The following is a 16604-nucleotide window of genomic DNA, read 5'->3' on the forward strand; positions in this document are numbered from 1 at the left end:
GCGTCGTCACCGAAAGTGCTGCGTCCGAGGCTCGCTCGCTGCGCTCGCTCACAGGGGCCTGACCTCCTCGATCTTCCCGAACTCCGGCGGCGGCGTGCCCTTGCTGAGCGACGGCGTGCCCGGAATCAGGTCGGTGATCTCCGTCTTACGCTGCGGATCATGGTGTGAGATGGACTGCTTCACCTCGGCAGCGTACTCGCCCTCCCACCACGGAACCGTACGAACCAGTACCGGCGGCGCGCCGGACGGGAAGACGATCACCCGGCCGCGCGGCAACTGGGCCAAGGCCTGCACGCTGAACGTCTTCGACGACCCGAGCGAACGCGAATAGCTCTTGCCGCCTTTGGATTCCGACACCGAGGCGGACACGACCTCGTAGTCGCCGATCGCCTCGGAACGCTCGCGCAGGAAGTTCGTATCGTCCACCCCGCTGCCGAGCACCTTGATGTTCGCGGCGGCCCACAGCGCGTTCATGCCGGGCTCACCCCAGCAGCGCACGCCCTGCGCCCACGACTGCAGCACGGTCATCACCACGATGCCGCGCGAGCCGAAGTGGCTGTACTGCTTGGGCAGATCCTTCCAGCGCACCACGTTCGCGGCCTCGTCGAGCACCGCGAGCAGCGGAATGGCCAGCCGGCCACCGGCGGACTGCGACGCCTTGCGCATGGCCACATCGATCACGGCCTCGGTCAGCGCACTCACCAGCGGCGCCGCCGAGCCGCGACCCTCCAGCGAGAGGCTGTAGAGGGTGCCATTGCGTTCGATGAACTCGAGCTCGTCGAACTCCCTGCGGTCACCGCCGCGGGTGATCCACGGGTGCACGTTGGACAGCTTGAGGCAGCGGATCATCTTCTTCGCGGTGCCGAAAATGCCACTGCGCGTACGGGCGTCGGTGTTGTACTGCGACGACAGACCCGACGCGGTGTAGTGATGACGGGCCGCGCGCAACAGCTCGATGGGCTCGGTGTCCTGCGGGTTGGTCACCCATTCCCACACCTGCACGATCGGCCTGCTGCCGTTGCGGTCACCGACCGCCGCGGCCAGGAACAGCCCGGCCAGCAGGTCCTCGGCCTCGGGGTCGAAGAACGCGTCGGTCTTGGCGTCGGAGCCGTCGTCACCGTCGGCGAAGTGCCCGGCCAGTCGCGCCGCCCGCATCTCGCAGCCCTCGCGGCGGGCGTCCACCCAGGCCAGCGGATCCCAGAACCAGCTGGGCTCCTCCCCCGCCACACCCTGCGGGTCGAACACGAAGGTGGGACTTCCCTTGGCCTCCCGCACATCTCGGGTCGCGTCCACCACGTCCCGCTTGTTGGAGGTGGCCAGCACCGGCCCGATGGCGGTGAGGATCGCCGGGATCACCCGGGAGGTCGACTTGCCCTGCCGCGGGCCCCAGATGTCGAGGTGCAGATCCTCGTAGGAGCCGTACAGCATCTGGCCGTCGGCGATGCCGATGCCGATCGGCACGCCGGGCACGTCCTCAGTGCCCAGGCGCACGCCGAGCTGCTGCGCCTTCTCCCGCACACCCTTGCCGGTGAGATGGGCGATGGCACCGCCCTGGCCCATCACATTGGCCTTCTCGTCGACCGGCAGCACACCGACGGACCTGCGCTTCTTCAGCTGCTTGCGGATGAGCACCCACGCCACCACCGCCGCAACCACGATCAGCACGATCACCGTAGACGCGCGCGGCCATCGCAGATCACCTCTGATCAGGTCCGCGACGATGGCAATCGGATTGATCGGGATCGACTGCGTCGGGAACGACAGCATGTTGCCCAGATGCAGCGACAGCCAGAGCGTTCCGAGGATCGCGAACCCGGCGTATAGCAAAATGAGGGTTGCGTCCGGCCCGATCGCGGCCGGATCTTTTACCGGCTTCTTCGCCATGGCTGCCTCCTCTTTCTCTGCGGAAATGTCTTGGGGTTCAGCGGAACGCGTCGAGCCGCCAGCCTTCGGGCGTGCGCACCACGGTGGCGATCACCGTCGCGGGCGGCAACGTCTCCTTGCGGCCGTTCGGGTAGACGACGGTCTGCTCGATGCCGATCTTGAACTGCTGCATGTTCGGGTCGCCGCCGCTGGGCGGCTTCTCCCCGGAGGCGAAGGTGAACGCCTCCACGCGCGCCTTCGCGGCGGCCCAGTCCGCCCACTGCAACGTGGTCCGCGGCGTCTCCAGGCCGGTCGGCGAGCCGTCCAGCATGCGAACCAGGCTGGGGCCCAACCACTTCCGGGCACGCGTGAGCGATGCGCCCTGGGCTTCGGTGGCCGGCTGCCAGGTGTAGATCTCCTTCAGCGCGGCCACCGCGACACCGTCGGGCGTGACCGGATCGGGGGCGGGCACGCCCTCGAGCAACCGGGTCGTTGACGTAGCCGGGGGCGCGCCACCGGATCCGGTGTCCGCACCGTCTCCGCGACCACAGGCCGCGCCCAGCATCGCGACGCTCACCACCAGCATCACCACCAGTTTCGCGCGTACCTGTGCCGTGTCCGATATGCGGCGGGGTTCGCCGCTCCCACCGCTGTTATTCCAGGCTAACCGCATCGACCGATACTTCGGCAGTCCCGAGGTCGCGTGTTCGGATTCGTTGCCCGCGATCACAACACCCTCCTCGCCCGGCTGTCCCCCGGCACCTGCACCTCGCCGACACCGCCGCCGCCACGCGTGCCCGGCACGGCCTGGATCATCCGTCCATTGCCGGAGTAGATGCCCACCTGTGCGGGTCCGCGCGGACCGAACGAGCTGAACACCAGATCCCCCTCCTGAATCTTGCTCATCGGCACCTCGACACCCGCCTCCCACTGCTGTTCCGCGGTGCGCGGCAAGGTCACCGAGCCGGACGAGGCAGCGAATACCGCGGCGGCGGTCAAGCCCGGACCGTCCAGTCCGCCACCGCTGGGCCCCTGCGGGCCACCGCCACCCCACACGTACGGGGTGCCGAGCCAGTCGTGCGCGGCCTCGACGATCTGACTGCCGCCGCCGCCCTCCTCGGGTGCGAACCGGCCGAGCGCGCCCGGCGCGCGGTACTGCGCCTCCATCGCGAGAATGTTCGCCACGTAGGGCTGGGTCTCGGACAGGTGCGCCGCAACCCGATTCGGCATGCCGCCGGACGCGAGCACCGCGCCCTCACCGGCGTTGTAGGCGGCCAGCGACAAGGCGGTGATGTCGCCCTGCACCTTGCCCTCGGCCTGCCACTGCGTGATCTTGTTGGCAATGGCGCACATATAGCGGCCCTGCCCGATGATCGCGTCACCGTCGTCCCACACGCTCGCGCTGCCGTTGCCGTCGGCGTCGATCACATAGGGCTGACCGTCGTCCGGGTTGACGCTGACCGCGGTGGTCGGCAGGAACTGGGCCAGACCCTGCGCGCCGGCGGGCGAGGTGGCGCCGCGGCGGAAGCCGGACTCCTGCTTGCCCTGCGCGGCGAGCAGCGACGGGGTGATCTGCGGGCAGATGGAACCCGCACGGCGATACCAGATTTCGAGCTCCGGCGGCACCTTGCCCGCGGCCAGCGCGCCGCCCGCGCTGCCGAAACCACGGGTGCAGCGCGGATCGTTGGAAAAGGCCTGCGCGCCACCGACATCCGGGGTCGGCGCGCCGTCCAGCCAAGGCAGCGGGTCGATCTGGCGGCCGCCGGTGAACCGGCCGCCGGGGACGATCTCGAAATGCAGGTGCGGGCCGCTGGATTCGCCCGCGGAGCCGACCTGGGCGATCGGCTGGCCCGCGGTCACCGTGTCGCCGACGCGCACGTGCACGCCGGAGTCCCACATGTGGCCGTAGACGGCGGAGTACGCGCGGCCGTTGGTGTCGATCGAGTCGACGACGATCCAGTTGCCGAAACCCGATGCGGGCCCGGCGGCTACCACCCGGCCGTCGGACACCGAGTAGATGGTGGTGCCGTCGGTGGCGGCCAGGTCGATGCCGAGGTGCTTGCCGCCGCGCGCGCCGAAAACGTCCGACACCGTGAAGGTCCCGGTGGCCAGCGGCAGGGTGCGCCGGATCGGTCCGGCACCGGCGGCCAGCGACGGCGCGCCCGAGCTGGTCGGGTTCTGAGTCCCCGACGGCGGCGCCGCTGCGGCGGGATTCGCCTGGGTACCTGAGGGATTCGCGCGCGGATCACCCGGCGCGTAGCCACCCAGCGGCGGCAGATTCGATTGGGTGCCGAGGATCAACGCGCCCTCGCACGGGTCGTCGGCCGAGGGCAGCACGATGACCACCACGAGGGTCATCAACCCGAGCACTGCGATCAGGGCTCCCCACAGCAGCCCCTTCCCGGTCACCGCGGCCTCGCCGGGCCCGGCCCTCCACGCCGGCGCGGCAGCGCAAGGTTCACTGCCCGCGCCGGGATTCGTTGAGGGTGTCGGCCAGGGTGCGGTTCATCTCCGCGGCGGCCGCCAATTGTTGTTGCAGCAGCGCCACTTTGCGGCGCAGCGCGGACGCGTCCAAGCGCTCCAGGCTGGGGCCCTCGGCCGCGCGCACCCAGTTGCGCACCGAGTTCGTATGCACGCCGATCTGTTCGGCGACCACGCGACAGGCTTCCGACTCACTGCGCATCTGCCCGGTGAGCGCGACGACCTGCTGAACAGCGGCCTGACGCACCTCGGGCGACACCCGGCGATAGGAGCGGTGTGGCATCATCCGACGCACCTCCTGGTGGGCAGGTGCCTCGGTAAACCGGATCTCGGCTGATCTGTCATGCGGCGCTCCCGCTCGGCGAATCCGTCCCTCGGGCAGTCGATTCGGTGAATTCGCTGAACCGCTGGTTGGTGTCGTGAATACCGCTCTCCTTCTCCGAGAGCGTGAACTCCATGTGGAACGGAATGCCGGGGCGCCGATCCTCGCCGATCTTCAGCAGGAACTTGCCGGTGCCCGGCGGCGACGGCCGCAGCTGGCCCGGTTTGAGGGCCTCTCCGGTCAACGCCTGCGGCGCGGACCAGCCGGTCACCATCTGTTCCTCGGCGGAGGTGAACGGCACGATGCTGTCCAGCCGCTTGACCTCCTCGCCGGGCAACGCGCCGAAGATCTTGGCGCGCGCGCGTTCCAGGAAGCCGAGCGCCTTGGCGATCGCGGCTTCCGAACCCAGGGCCTGCAAATCCTTGATCGTGTGACTGATCATGATCAGCGAGGTGGCGATGCCACGCTGCAGACGGGTGAGCTCGTCGACGCGGTCGACCATGAAGTCGCCGAGGCCGAGTACCTGCCACAGCTCGTCCATCACCACCTGGAAGTAGCGCTGCGGCCCGAGATCCGCGTCGGAGAGCACGTGCGCGGCCTCGACCGAGGCGAACCCGTCGGCCCAGCAGGCCAGCATCACCGCGGCTTTGAGCTTCTTGTCGCCGGTCGGGATGTGCGAGACGTCGATGCAGACCGCGACCGCACTGGTGTCGATCGGCACCGAGGTCTGCCCGTTGAAGATCGCGCCGAACGGGCCCTGGGTGAGCGCGCGCAACGAGCGACGCAGGTTCTTGATCGCGTTCTGATACTCGTTGGGGTCGTCGGCGCCCGCGTCGAGCATCAATTCCTCGCCGCCCGCGACGATCACCTCGAGCAGGTGCTCCATGATCGGCGGCTGGTCCGGGGTGTAGCCACTGCCCGGCTGGTAGAGGATGCGCAGCGCGGTGGCGATGAGCGTCTCCTCGAAGTCGCGCACCCTGGCGCCGCGGACCAGTTCGACCAGACCCGCGATGAGGGTCACCTGGCGCGCCCGCAGGTCCTGCAGCACCTGAATCTGCAAGGCGGGGTGGTCATCCAGGCGCGGCACCACCGCGCCCAGCACACCCGCGGCGAGCGGGTTGAGCTTGCCGTGGCCGTAACCGAGGTCGATCACCTGGCCGCCGACCAGCTCCACCATCTTGCGATAGTCCGGCTTGACGTCGGCCAGGATCAGCGGCGTGATGCCCTGGGCGATACCGCCGAGCACGATCCGGCGCACCAGCGACGACTTACCGAAGCCGTTGAGTCCCAGCACGAAAAGGCTCGGCGCGGTGATGAAGCTGCCGCGCATGAACCAGTTCATCGGGTCGAAGCAGACCGGGGCGCCGGTATGCAGATGCGAGCCCAGCGGGGTGCCGATCAGCGGCGCACCGGCACCGACCGACCAGGGCCACAGGCCGGCGACCTGCGCTGTGGTGGCCCGGTATTCGACCGGGCGGCCGACCACGTTCATCCGGCCGCCGCCCTCACCGGCGTAGCCGCGATCGGTGAGTTGGGCGGTGCTGCGGTCGAATCCGTCCTCGAAGACCTGCTCGGCGCGCGCGGCGTAGTTGCGGCGCCGGATGTCGTCGGTGCGAATCCGGAACTGCGCGAAGGCCGCCCGCAGGCCGGTCTGCTCGCGGACGATCATCTCCAGCTTGGCGCGGGTCTGCTCGTCGAGCAGCGGCGGGCCGGAGTTCTTGCGCCGGTCGGCCTTGGCCTTGGCGCGCAGCGCCGCCTTGTCCATCACCGGCGTGCCCATGGCCCGGTCGGCGGTGTAGTCGGTCTTGGTGGGGCGCTGTGGATTACGCGCGGCCCGCGAGCCGTTGCGATCTCGCACACCGCGCTCGGGCTTGCCGTTGCGCGCCGCCTTCTGCGCGCGCGGATCCGCCTTCTGGCCGCGCTGCTCCGAACGCGCCGGACGGTCGCCGCGCGCGGCCGCGCCGTCGCGAGTGCGTGCGGGTCGCTCGGCCGCACCGTCGCGAGCGCGCGCAGACCTGGCCGCGTCGCCGCGTGCCCGATCCGAACTGCGCTCGCCCCTGCCGGTTTCGGCCCGTGGCCGATCACCGTCGGGCCGTGGCCGATCACCGTCGGCGCGCACGCGATCGCCGTCGGCGCGCGACCGATCAGAACGCGACCCGTCCGCGTGGGCGCTCTCGGCCCGCGCCCGACGCTCGGCCGCCGCCCTGGCGCGCTCGCGCTCGGACTTCTCGTCGAGTCCCGATCGGTCGTCGCTCACCCGCGCCGCGCCCCTGCCGAATCGCCGTGGCCGGTCCGGCATCTCCTCGATGCCGGAGCGTTCCCGCACGCCGGGACGGCGCCTGCGCTCGGCCGGTGGGCGCTCGCCCCACTCGTCACGTGCCATGAATCGATCACCCCGCCAGTGCCTTCGGAATAGTCGCGTGCTCCGGCAGGATCACCCCGCAACCGAGCGAGGCCGCGAAGGCCGCCGCCTGGTAGCGGTAGCACCGCCGGATCTTCAACCGCGCCTGCGTCGACAGGTCGCGCGTGATGGCTTCGATACGCGGCAGATCGCCGCGCAGGGGCTCGGTGATGGTCACCAACGCCCCGAAGCGGGTCACACCGTGACCCCGGGCTTGCTCCTCACGGGCCTGCTGGGTGGCGCCCACTCGCAGGGTCGCGGCCGCGGAGACCACGCCCCGCTCGCTCTGCTGGGCCACCAGCGCGTTCTTGAAATCGTCGTCGACGATCTCGGCGGCGTCGGCGGCCGAGTGCGGCCGGTACACGATCGCGATGCGCTTGCGCGGCACTTCGGGATTGGGCGCGAGCAGCCGTTGCAGCACCCGCTCGTCCACCGCGCCCTCCGGCGCCGCGTCCATCTCCCAGGTGACCGAGCGGCCACCGTCGTGCACCAGGTGGTCCCACTTCTCGTCGTGCGAAACCGGGCCCGCGTCAGCCCAATCCAGGCCGTGGCCGTCGGGTTCGCTTGCGGCGACTTCCAAGTCGGCCTGCGAGGCCGGGTCGTAGCTGCGCCGGATGAACGAGATCACCTCGTCGGCCGACATCGGCTGGGCACGCACGCCCGCCTCGGCGAGCGCCGCGCAGATGCCGGGCAGGCGACGGCCGATCTCGACCGCCTCCTCAGCGGGGTTCTTGCGGCGCTCGGCGGTGGTGGCCTTGAAGGTGATCGCCACCCGGGGCAGCAGCTGCACCCGCTCCTGCGGCAGCTCGGTGGCGAGCTCGTACATCACCTGCTGGGCCAGCTCCGGCGCGTCCGGCCGGGTGATGGTGGAAACCTCGGTGAGCAAACGGTTTCCGGTCTCCGGCACGGTATCGATCACCGGCACCACCGCGACGATGTCGCTGGTCTGGCCGACCGAGGCGAGGAAGGTGCCCCACGCCGACACCCAGCGGTCGATCACCGGCTGGTCGACCGCCTCGTGGCCTTGCGGCCAGGCCCGCAGCACCACGGTGTACTGGGCGAACTGCGGCAGGTGGATCATGCCGAAGCTGTAACCGCCCGCGTCGATGCCCTCGTACAGCTTCGACGGCGCGAGCAGACCCGGCAATCGGGTGACGCCGCCGGGGATCCGGGAAAACCGGCCACCCCGGTACACGTGCTCGCCGCGCTTGCGCGAGCGCATCCAGTTGAACATCATCAATCCCGTCTCGTAGCCCGAGCGGCCCCCCGTCCGCCACACCAGTGGAACCATCACCACGACGCCGGTGACGCCGACGATCAGACCCCATTTGAAGCCGCCGACCATCGCGGTGATCAGTGCCGTGATCACCACCACGAAGCCGATCACGGTCTCTTCCCAGCGCAGCCCGAAAAGGCCTGCGCTGCGGGGCTTCTGCCACAGCCCGTACGAGCGACGCTCGTAGGTATCGTTCGTCGTCATCGTCATCGCGGAATGGTGCTCCTCCCGAGGTCGGGCGATCGATTCGCCCAACGGTCACCGGCCACATCACCCATTGCCTGATCCGCACGGTTCAGGCTGCTCGTCGCGGCGCGGGCCGCGCCGATCCGGCCCGCCGCACGTGTAGCACCGGACGGTACTCCCGCCGCGCCGCCGGGCCCGGAGGCGCGCGGTGCCGCACCGCCGGCAGGGCCACCACCACCGCGTGGCGGGGTCGGGCGTGGTGCGCCGCTGCCGCGTCCACCCGCGCCACCCGGCGGGCGCGGACCGGTGCCGCTGCCGCCGACGTAGCCCGGTGCGCCCGAGGCCGCAGTGCCTTTGACGCCAACAGCTTTGGTGCCCATGGCGCCAAGTGCCCCGGCGGCGAGCAGGGTGCCGCCGGTCGCGGTGAGACCGGAGCCGCCGCTGCCGACGATCGCGACCGCGGGCGTGACCAATCGCATCAGCGCGGGCAGCACAAACGCGACGCTGCAGAGCAGCACGATGGCGACCAGCATGCGTTGCGCCTGTTCACCATCCGGCAGATTGTTCACCGGGGTCATCGAATCCACATGCCCCGCAGTGGTGAACGCGATCATGTAGACGATCGCGGCCACCGGTTTGTACAGCATGAAAGCGATGATCCAGCCGATCAGCTTCTGGTAGGACTGTTTTCCGACATTCATCCCGGACGCGGCCGCCGCCAACGGCAGTACACCGGCCGCGATGATCAGCAGCCCCTGCCGGACGATGGCGAGCACGATCTGCGCGAGCGCGCCGAGCAGGCCGACGACCGCGATGATCAGCACCAAGCCCGGCGAGAAGGCCTGGAGCTTACTGGTTTTCACCATCAGCTCGGCCAGGTCCTTGGCGTTGCCGTTGGTCGAGTCGTTGATGATCCACTCGGAGAAGCGATCCGAGGCCTGGGTGCCCGCGACGATCACCGCGCCGAGCATCCAGGAGCTGAACACCACTCTGGCGAACATGCGGAACGATTCGGCGGCCTCGTTCATCGTGGCCCCGCGTCTCGCCTCGGCCAGTCGGGCGCCGGACAGGATCACCGAGGCTATCAAGAGCAATATCTGAGCTTGATAGGTGTAGTCGTTGATCTTCGTGAACAACGAACCCGAATCACTGGCCGCCTCGTTGGGCACCTTCATCCAGAAGGTCAGCGCCAGAATGATGGCCTCGCCGAGGCCCTTCATCAGCGAGTCGACCACCTTGCCGAAGGTCGAGTCCCACGCCTTGTCCTTGACCGCGGTGGCCGCCTGACCCGGATGCGAGGCGGCGTTGCCCGCCTTGCACGCGGCGGAGGCGGCGTCGCCCAGCGAGATACCGGGCAGGCCGACATTGTCGAGCGTGTCGTGGATCTCGTTGCACGTCTCGTCGAAGCCGTACTGCTGTCCGTAGGCCACGGTCGGCGTCGCCATCATCACCGTGAAGATGACCGCGAAGATCGTGAGTATCCGCCTCACCATTGTGTGCACCCCTCGCTGCTCCGCAGGACGGCCATCAATTTGTCGTCGAGCCTTTCCGATCGTGCTCACCATTTCGTCCACCCGCCCAGCGATTCGATGTACTCGGTTTGTGCGGAGTTGGACGTCGAGGGCTTGAGTCGCCAGTCACCGGCATCCCAGACCATGACCAGGCGGATCGCCGCCCATAACTGTTTGCCGTCGACCACCGGCCCGCGCGAGGCGAGCCGGACGATGGCCAGGTCGTCGGCGTAGTCATCGACCTTGAACGCGTCCGAGGCGATGAAGTATTTGGTGACCCGCTCGGGCTGCTGTTCGGGCAGCCGGTCGCTGGCGAGCGCCTTGTCGTAGGCGGCGATCTGCTGGGCGGAGACGCGCACCTGGGTGACGTACAGATCGCGATCGGCCGGACGGGCGTTGAGCCGGTAGGTGATCTGCGCCGCGGCCAGCACCGCGCCCTGCGGCGTGTGCGAATAGCCAACGGCCAGACCGTCTTCGATCCGGGTGGGCCCATCCGAGGTGGAGAACGGCACGGAGGCGCCGTACACCCGCTGCCAGCCGCGCGGCCCGGTGGTGCCTTCGGGCGCCTGGGTCAGCCAGTCACCGTCGGACGGCTTGCGCTGCCGCGTGGGATCCTGCGGAAGTGGTTGCCCGGCAGGGTTGTTCGGCACGTCGACGCGCCTGCCGAGGATGTCGACCTCGGGGGCGGCGAAGCCGGTGCCGCCCGCGGCCTCGGCGGGCGCGGGGGTGCTACCCACGGCGCTGCCGCCGTCGTCGCGGCTGATGTAGACGACGATTCCCGCGATCACGATGAGCGCCAGCACGGCTGCGGACGCGACGGCACCGAAGGAGACGCGATCGCGCGCGTAAGACTCCTTCTCTGTCACTGTGGTGCCTCCAATTTCACTGTGCCATCAGGTGTTACATCGATCGAGTCGATCGGTCTCGCGGTAGAGCCCGGGTCGGGCAGCCGTAACAACCAGTCCTGGCCGACCCATTCGACGGTGGTGTGGTTCACCGCCTTCGAACGATCGGAGTACTCGGTGTGCACGTCGACGGTGCTGCGCTGATCGGTGTACCCGGTGATCCGGTAGCCGAGCACCCGCGGCGCGTAGTCGGGGGTGGCGGGCCCGGTGATGGACAGCTGGATCCGGTTGATCGCCCACTCGTCCTTCGCCGGTCCCGGAACCACTTCCCGCGCAGCCACTTTCGCCCACTGACTGTCGGTGGCCACGGCCAGCCGCACCGCATGGTGGATCGCGGCCACGCCCGCACCGCGCGGCGAATGCTCGAAACCCGTTGCGGCGCCGTCGGCCACCGACTTCGGGCCCTGCTCGGTGTGCGGCAGCGGTACGCCCTGGAACGGCTGCCACCGCACGCCGGTCGGTGCCGCCGACAGATCCGGCCCGGCCGGCTCGTCGGTGCCGCCGCAACCGGCCGCCGCGATCAGCAAGACCGCGCCTGCCGCCCCCATGGTCCCCCTGCGCCTGTTCATGTCGGTAGGAACGCCAGCGCGATCCCCGACGCTGCGCTCGCCACTATCGCCCCGAGCAGGCTCATCAATACCCCGTGCGAGGCATCGTTCATCGCGAGGTCGCCGTTGCGCAACTCCAGCCACAGCTTGCCCGCGGAGACGATCAACCACGCAAGACACACCAGGAGGACGAACCAGAGCAGCCAGTTCAGCAGCTGCATGAGCGGCTCCAGTACCTCCGAGGGCATCTGCTTGTACGCCAGCAGCTCCGCTGCCGACACTCGCACGGTAGACATCGCGAACATCAGGTCCCAATAACGGCGTTCATGATGGTGCCGGCGCTGGTCGCGACGACGCCGCCGATCATGGCGCCTGCCACCATCTTCGGCGAGTCCAGCCCGCCGCCAGTCCATTTCTCCCAGGCGAACCTGCCGCCCGCGTAGATGATCCCGCAGATACCCGACAACAAGACGAACCAGGTGAGATAGCGCACGAGCAGCAGGAACTTCTCGGAGCCGGGGGGCGCCTCGGGCGTCGGGTTACCGACCTGCGCGAGTACGGTGCCGTACGTGTCCTGCACGGCGAGGAGAATCATGCTCATCGGGTGCCTTTCTCGAAAGTAGTGGGGTAGTCGCCGATTCGATGCGTACGTTCACTGATCGGGTGGCTTTCTGGCCCGGTCGCGCGCCGGATCGCCGAGTGCTGCCTCCTCCAGTGCCGTTCGAGCCGCCGCGACGATGTCGGCGCCCAGCTCCCTGACATCGAGCGGTACCTCCTCCAGCGGGTCGATCTTGCGTTTCTTCGGTGGCAGTGGGTCACCGGGTGCCCACACCGGCAACTTCTCCGGTTCCACCAGCGTCCATTCCTCATACCACGGGACCTGCCACAGCTGACCGGCCAGCGAGCCGACCACGTCGCGGTAGCGGCGGATCTCGGCGGGCAGCCGGCCGGGGCGCGCGGCGACGGTGATCAGCCCGAGCACCTCGCAGGACCCGGCGAAACCCGAATGATGTTGGCGCAGTAGGTCATGCGCGCGAGTGAGGCCCGCGATGGTCTCTCTGGCCACCAGGACGACGAAGGGGGACTCGCGGTCGAAGACGCCGGGCCAGCGGCGGCCCGAATCCGCCGCGGGCGCAAGCACATGCGCGAGGCTACTGGCTCCGGCACCGCCGTGCACACCCAGCAGCCAGACCAGCGGGGCCCGGCCGACGCCGGGCACCGGACGGTCCCAGATCGGTGCGCGCCGGGACTCCGGCGGGGCGACCACGCCTGCGGGTGCGGATTCGGTGTGACGGCGAAATTTCATGGCGGCGGTCATGATGCCACCCCGGTCAGCAGGCGCCCATAGGCCCGGCGCGTCTCGGCGGCCAACGACGCGTGGCGGACCAGCTCGCCCCTGGCCAGGTGGGGGTCGTACGGTATTTCCCTGATGTCGCGCACCCAGCCGGACAGATGCTCGCGCAAATGCTCGGCAACCCGCGACTCGGTGCCCGGATGTTGGTGTGAGACAACGATTGTGGTGTCGCCGACGATGCCGCCGCCCTGCCCTTCGGTCGAGTCGCCGAACTGGTCGTCGAGCCATTCCAGGGTCACCCGCAGCCGGTTCGCGGCGTCGGCGCGAGCCGGAATGGCAAGCACCAGAGCAACATCCGCGTCATCGAGCAGCGGGCGCAGCTGCCGTCCGGCAATCGGGCTGCCGCCGTCGTAGACCGCCGTGAAGCCCGCGTCGTACACCGCCCGCGCCACCGTGAGGTAGGTCGCCCGCCTGCGCAGCGGCGCGGCGTCGCGCCACAGCAGGCCGATGCCCGAGGTCGCCCGGGACAGGCACTCCTTCAGCGGGGCCGGTTCGTCGTCGCCGCGGCCGTACAGCCAGGACTGCAGGCTGATCGGGTGTAAGTGCTCGTCCGCGCCGCGCAGCGCGAGGTCGCTGCCCGCCGCGGTCGCGTCCACGGCCACCGTCGGGGTGCCCGCCATGCCGAGTTCACCCGCGATGCCCAGCACCGTCGTGGTGGTGCCCGCACCACCGCAGCCACCGACCACCAGGATGGGGCGTTGCAAAGGTTGTTCCGCACCGGAACCGCCGCCCTTGCCGCGCCGCAACCGCACCACCGGAGCCTTGGAGCGCACGGGCCGGCCCGACGGTTCACCCTGGTCGGGTGCCTCGTCGAGCCAGCGGCTCCAGTCCTCTCCCATCGCTTCCTGCTCTCCTCTATCCGGCCGCGATACCCGTGATCAGGGTGCGACCGTCGATCACCGCGGTGGTGACCGTCTGCTTGTTGTACGTGGCGGGCACGCCGCCGGGGCGGTACTCGGTGACCTCCACCGAGTACCGGTTGTCCGAGATGGTCACGATCCGCACGCAGTGCGCGGTGCCCGCCGGGATCGTGTCGATACCGCGCTGGATGGTCGCGGCGGGCGATACGGCGGCGTCCGGGGCGACGACCTCGCGGACCCGCTCGCCGGAGCGCTCCACGTAGTACGCGTACTGGAACGCGAGGATGGCGTCGGGACCCGAAGTGGTGCCGCCCTTTTCGGCCGCACGCACGATCGCCGCGGCGCGCTCGGTCGGGCAGGCGCCGGACGGACGGCTGGTGTTCACCCCGGCCTGCGAGCGGCCGCGCAGGCTGTCGGTACTCACGCCCGCCTGCACGCTGCCCATGGTGAACTGCACCGAGGCCGACGAGGTGGGCAGTCGCGGCGTCGCGGCGCGGTGGGTGGACGAGTTCAGCAGGAACAGCACCCCTGCGGCAGCCGCGCCGAGCAGTAGCACTGCGATGACCAGCACCACGAACACGCGGCTGCGGCGCGAGCGCCGGGCGCGGGCCTCCAGCCGCAAGGCACTGGACGAGCGCGGTCGCGGCTCGTCCAGGTGGTCGTCGTAGTCATCGTCGTCGTCGGGCCAGGGGAAACGCACCAGGTCCGCGTCGCGCGGGGTGTAGTCGTCATCCGGGCCGGGTGCCCGGCCTACCCAGTCCGACCAGCCGCCGGTGAATTCGCTGCGCTGCGCACGGAGGTCGTCGGGGACCTCGGGTTCGCGGATGTAGTGCGGATATCGGGCGGGCCCGTCCTCGTCCAGGTGCTCCGAACTCGGTTCGCCGGGCGGCACCGGTGCCGTCTCCGGCTCGAGCGCGGCGTACCACCGGGACAGCTCTTTGTACGACTTCAACATTCCCCCGTTCCCGCTGAGCGAGGCGCATTGTTCCGCATCGTCGGACCCTCTCGGCGATCAGTTCGTAGAGAACGGGTAGATGTGGGCGGTGCCGGGTCGAACGGTGGGCGGAATCGACGTCGCGCCGCCGGATGAGGCGCCGTCGGCTCCTGTCCCGAACGGAAATTGTCCCGTACCGGACGAATTCGGCGTAGTCGACGCGCCGGATTGCTCGCCGAAGAATCCCGAGGGCGGCTTGTCCGCTCCACCCTGTGGCCTGCTGTTCATGCCGAATGCACCGGCAATATCGCGCGCTACGGCGGCGAGCCAGTCGGCCACGAAAGTGGTGGGCGTGTCGCCGTTGGCAGCGACCGTCGCGGTGTTGTACGCACCGTGCCGCTGCACCGTGTCCCAATACCGCACCCAGGTGGCGGTGTTGAGCAATTCGCTGTTGTCGGTGATGTTCTGCACCACCGCGTCGAACGCCTGATTGACCAAGCGGACGCCGGTGGTCGGCGGGACGAGCTGGGTCACCGCACCGACCAGCTTGGCGCCGAGCGAGAGCAGCGCGGCGGGCGGGTTCGACAGGCCCGCGGTGGCCAGTTCGGCGATGGTCGACGGGTTGAGCACCGTTTTGACCACCGTGACGACCGCGTTCAACCCGATCATGCCGACCTTCAGCAGCGCCTGTAGCGCGCTGGGAAGGTCGAGTGGGGTACGCGGGTCGGCGGCGTCGGCCAAACGCTCGGAGATCGACTTCTTGGGCGAGATGGCCAGGGTGGCGAGCGAGTTGCCCTGCACGTCCTCGTTGACCACCTTGGTCGCGGTCTTGATCGAGGTGTAGGCCAGCGCCTGGGCGATGGAGACCAGCGAGGCGATCGGGTCGCCGCCGCTGAGCTTGGACTGGCCGACGACGTTGGTGACCGCCTTCAGGATCGGCGCGCCCTGCGGTGCGTCGCAGGCGAGATCGCCCGCCGCACAGAAACTGGCCACGCGACCGGTGAGCGCACCGAAGTTGGCCGCCCGGTCCCGGTCGGGGCCGATGCCACCGCCTGCAGCGGGCGGCTGCGGTAGCGCGGCGATGCCGGCGAGCTGATCGCCCGCGGTGCCGGGGGCCGGATCCGGTGATGCCTTGCCCGGCGAGCCGGGGAACAGCGCGGCGCCGGGGTTGCGGGTCGGATCGGCGAACAACGCGACCGCCGCGACCTTCTCGGCCGGGAGTATCCCCTGCCCCTGGCCGATCTCCTGGGCGAACATCGAGGCGACGTGTGCGCCTTGCGAATAGCCGACTACCGCGAACCGGGTTTCCGCGCATCGGTCGGCGACGGCCTTGGCCATGGTGCGCAGCCGGGCCAGCCCGCCGGTGACCGATTCGGCGTAGGGCATCGCGCTGCCGCCGGTCACCCCGCCGAAGCCGGATTCGTATGGCACATAGGCCCGGTCGACCAGTCCGGGGCCGTTGGCCTTGGCCAGCATCGGCCGGAAGACGGTGGACAGCATGCCGGTGTCGGTAGCAGGTGCCGCATCCGGTGACGATTCGCCTGTGCCCTGAATTCCCAAGGCGTACAATGCCGGACACGCGCTGAGCGCGATATCGGTCGAAGGGCCTGCGGGATTCGGTGGACCGGCCACGGCGATACCCGCCGTAGCCACGGTCACGGCGAGTGCTGTCAGCACCACCGTGAGTCTTGCCGAATAATTTGTCATAGCGATCCGCAATCAATCCGTGTTGCCGCAGTTACCCTCAACGCCATGAAACGCAATAGACCGTAACAGATTCCGGCTATTGCTGGGGCATCGCCGAAAACTTTCCGCGAACTGCCGAAACGGGTTTCACACATTCCCGCGTGCCGAGCAACCTCTTCCGGCAACTTTCCGACGGTCTGAAAATGAGAGCAACCACTCGGCGACCCACCGGTCACGCGAATTCCCTACCGGGACTCCATCTTCCGTTCGCCCGATG

At 69.4% G+C, this 16604-nt stretch carries 15 protein-coding genes; all 15 read right to left on the reverse strand.

Annotated elements, in window-relative coordinates; genetic code table 11:
• Positions 1-48 precede the first annotated feature (48 nt).
• Positions 49-1884, reverse strand: a complete 1836-nt coding sequence (locus IBX18_RS23640; protein WP_194835735.1) for a type IV secretory system conjugative DNA transfer family protein — start codon at positions 1882-1884, stop codon at positions 49-51.
• A 37-nt stretch (positions 1885-1921) separates the two neighbouring features.
• Complete coding sequence (locus tag IBX18_RS23645; RefSeq protein ID WP_306796373.1) at positions 1922-2593, reverse strand: hypothetical protein; 672 nt, start codon at positions 2591-2593, stop codon at positions 1922-1924.
• Positions 2590-4272 carry a peptidoglycan DD-metalloendopeptidase family protein gene (locus IBX18_RS23650; protein ID WP_194835736.1) on the reverse strand — a complete coding sequence of 561 codons (1683 nt, stop codon included), beginning with the start codon at positions 4270-4272 and terminating at the stop codon, positions 2590-2592. Before IBX18_RS23650 ends, IBX18_RS23645 begins: the two co-directional genes overlap by 4 nt.
• Before the next feature lie 49 nt (positions 4273-4321).
• On the reverse strand, positions 4322-4630 hold the full coding sequence (locus IBX18_RS23655; protein ID WP_135232097.1) for a transposase: 309 nt from the start codon (positions 4628-4630) through the stop codon (positions 4322-4324).
• Between the two features lie 55 nt (positions 4631-4685).
• Entirely contained in the window at positions 4686-7049 is a 2364-nt protein-coding gene (locus tag IBX18_RS23660) for a hypothetical protein (RefSeq protein WP_228541622.1), read from the reverse strand.
• Positions 7050-7056: 7 nt separating this feature from the next.
• Positions 7057-8553, reverse strand: a complete 1497-nt coding sequence (locus tag IBX18_RS23665) for an SCO6880 family protein (RefSeq protein ID WP_370465349.1) — start codon at positions 8551-8553, stop codon at positions 7057-7059.
• Positions 8550-10022, reverse strand: a complete 1473-nt coding sequence (locus IBX18_RS23670; protein ID WP_194835737.1) for a hypothetical protein — start codon at positions 10020-10022, stop codon at positions 8550-8552. The genes IBX18_RS23665 and IBX18_RS23670 overlap by 4 nt, the downstream gene beginning before the upstream one ends.
• A gap of 65 nt (positions 10023-10087) precedes the next feature.
• Positions 10088-10906, reverse strand: coding sequence for a hypothetical protein (locus tag IBX18_RS23675; RefSeq protein WP_194835738.1), 819 nt, complete (start codon positions 10904-10906; stop codon positions 10088-10090).
• The gene (locus IBX18_RS23680) at positions 10903-11514 is read right to left on the reverse strand and encodes a hypothetical protein (protein WP_194835739.1); all 612 of its coding nucleotides are present in this window, start codon (positions 11512-11514) and stop codon (positions 10903-10905) included. Before IBX18_RS23680 ends, IBX18_RS23675 begins: the two co-directional genes overlap by 4 nt.
• Positions 11511-11789, reverse strand: coding sequence for a hypothetical protein (locus tag IBX18_RS23685; protein WP_228541623.1), 279 nt, complete (start codon positions 11787-11789; stop codon positions 11511-11513). The genes IBX18_RS23680 and IBX18_RS23685 overlap by 4 nt, the downstream gene beginning before the upstream one ends.
• A gap of 8 nt (positions 11790-11797) precedes the next feature.
• Positions 11798-12094 carry a hypothetical protein gene (locus tag IBX18_RS23690; protein WP_194835741.1) on the reverse strand — a complete coding sequence of 99 codons (297 nt, stop codon included), beginning with the start codon at positions 12092-12094 and terminating at the stop codon, positions 11798-11800.
• 51 nt (positions 12095-12145) lie between these two features.
• A complete protein-coding gene (locus tag IBX18_RS23695) occupies positions 12146-12811 on the reverse strand; it encodes a hypothetical protein (RefSeq protein ID WP_194835742.1) in 666 nt (221 codons plus the stop codon).
• Positions 12808-13686, reverse strand: coding sequence for a hypothetical protein (locus tag IBX18_RS23700; RefSeq protein WP_194835743.1), 879 nt, complete (start codon positions 13684-13686; stop codon positions 12808-12810). Before IBX18_RS23700 ends, IBX18_RS23695 begins: the two co-directional genes overlap by 4 nt.
• Before the next feature lie 16 nt (positions 13687-13702).
• Positions 13703-14662, reverse strand: coding sequence for a hypothetical protein (locus IBX18_RS23705; RefSeq protein ID WP_135232105.1), 960 nt, complete (start codon positions 14660-14662; stop codon positions 13703-13705).
• 57 nt (positions 14663-14719) lie between these two features.
• The gene (locus IBX18_RS23710; protein ID WP_194835744.1) at positions 14720-16348 is read right to left on the reverse strand and encodes a cutinase family protein; all 1629 of its coding nucleotides are present in this window, start codon (positions 16346-16348) and stop codon (positions 14720-14722) included.
• Between the last annotated feature and the right edge of the window lie 256 nt (positions 16349-16604).

The organism is Nocardia sp. XZ_19_369 (assembly GCF_015355715.1).
Classification (GTDB): Bacteria; Actinomycetota; Actinomycetes; order Mycobacteriales; family Mycobacteriaceae; genus Nocardia.

Coding starts and splice junctions, on each gene's coding strand:
- IBX18_RS23640 (WP_194835735.1), bottom strand. CDS start 1,884: ATGGCGAAGAAGCCGGTAAAAGATCCGGCCGCGATCGGGCCGGACGCA.
- IBX18_RS23655 (WP_135232097.1), bottom strand. CDS start 4,630: ATGATGCCACACCGCTCCTATCGCCGGGTGTCGCCCGAGGTGCGTCAG.
- IBX18_RS23660 (WP_228541622.1), bottom strand. CDS start 7,049: ATGGCACGTGACGAGTGGGGCGAGCGCCCACCGGCCGAGCGCAGGCGC.
- IBX18_RS23665 (WP_370465349.1), bottom strand. CDS start 8,553: ATGACGATGACGACGAACGATACCTACGAGCGTCGCTCGTACGGGCTG.
- IBX18_RS23670 (WP_194835737.1), bottom strand. CDS start 10,022: ATGGTGAGGCGGATACTCACGATCTTCGCGGTCATCTTCACGGTGATG.
- IBX18_RS23680 (WP_194835739.1), bottom strand. CDS start 11,514: ATGAACAGGCGCAGGGGGACCATGGGGGCGGCAGGCGCGGTCTTGCTG.
- IBX18_RS23685 (WP_228541623.1), bottom strand. CDS start 11,789: ATGTCTACCGTGCGAGTGTCGGCAGCGGAGCTGCTGGCGTACAAGCAG.
- IBX18_RS23690 (WP_194835741.1), bottom strand. CDS start 12,094: ATGAGCATGATTCTCCTCGCCGTGCAGGACACGTACGGCACCGTACTC.
- IBX18_RS23695 (WP_194835742.1), bottom strand. CDS start 12,811: ATGACCGCCGCCATGAAATTTCGCCGTCACACCGAATCCGCACCCGCA.
- IBX18_RS23700 (WP_194835743.1), bottom strand. CDS start 13,686: ATGGGAGAGGACTGGAGCCGCTGGCTCGACGAGGCACCCGACCAGGGT.
- IBX18_RS23705 (WP_135232105.1), bottom strand. CDS start 14,662: ATGTTGAAGTCGTACAAAGAGCTGTCCCGGTGGTACGCCGCGCTCGAG.
- IBX18_RS23710 (WP_194835744.1), bottom strand. CDS start 16,348: ATGACAAATTATTCGGCAAGACTCACGGTGGTGCTGACAGCACTCGCC.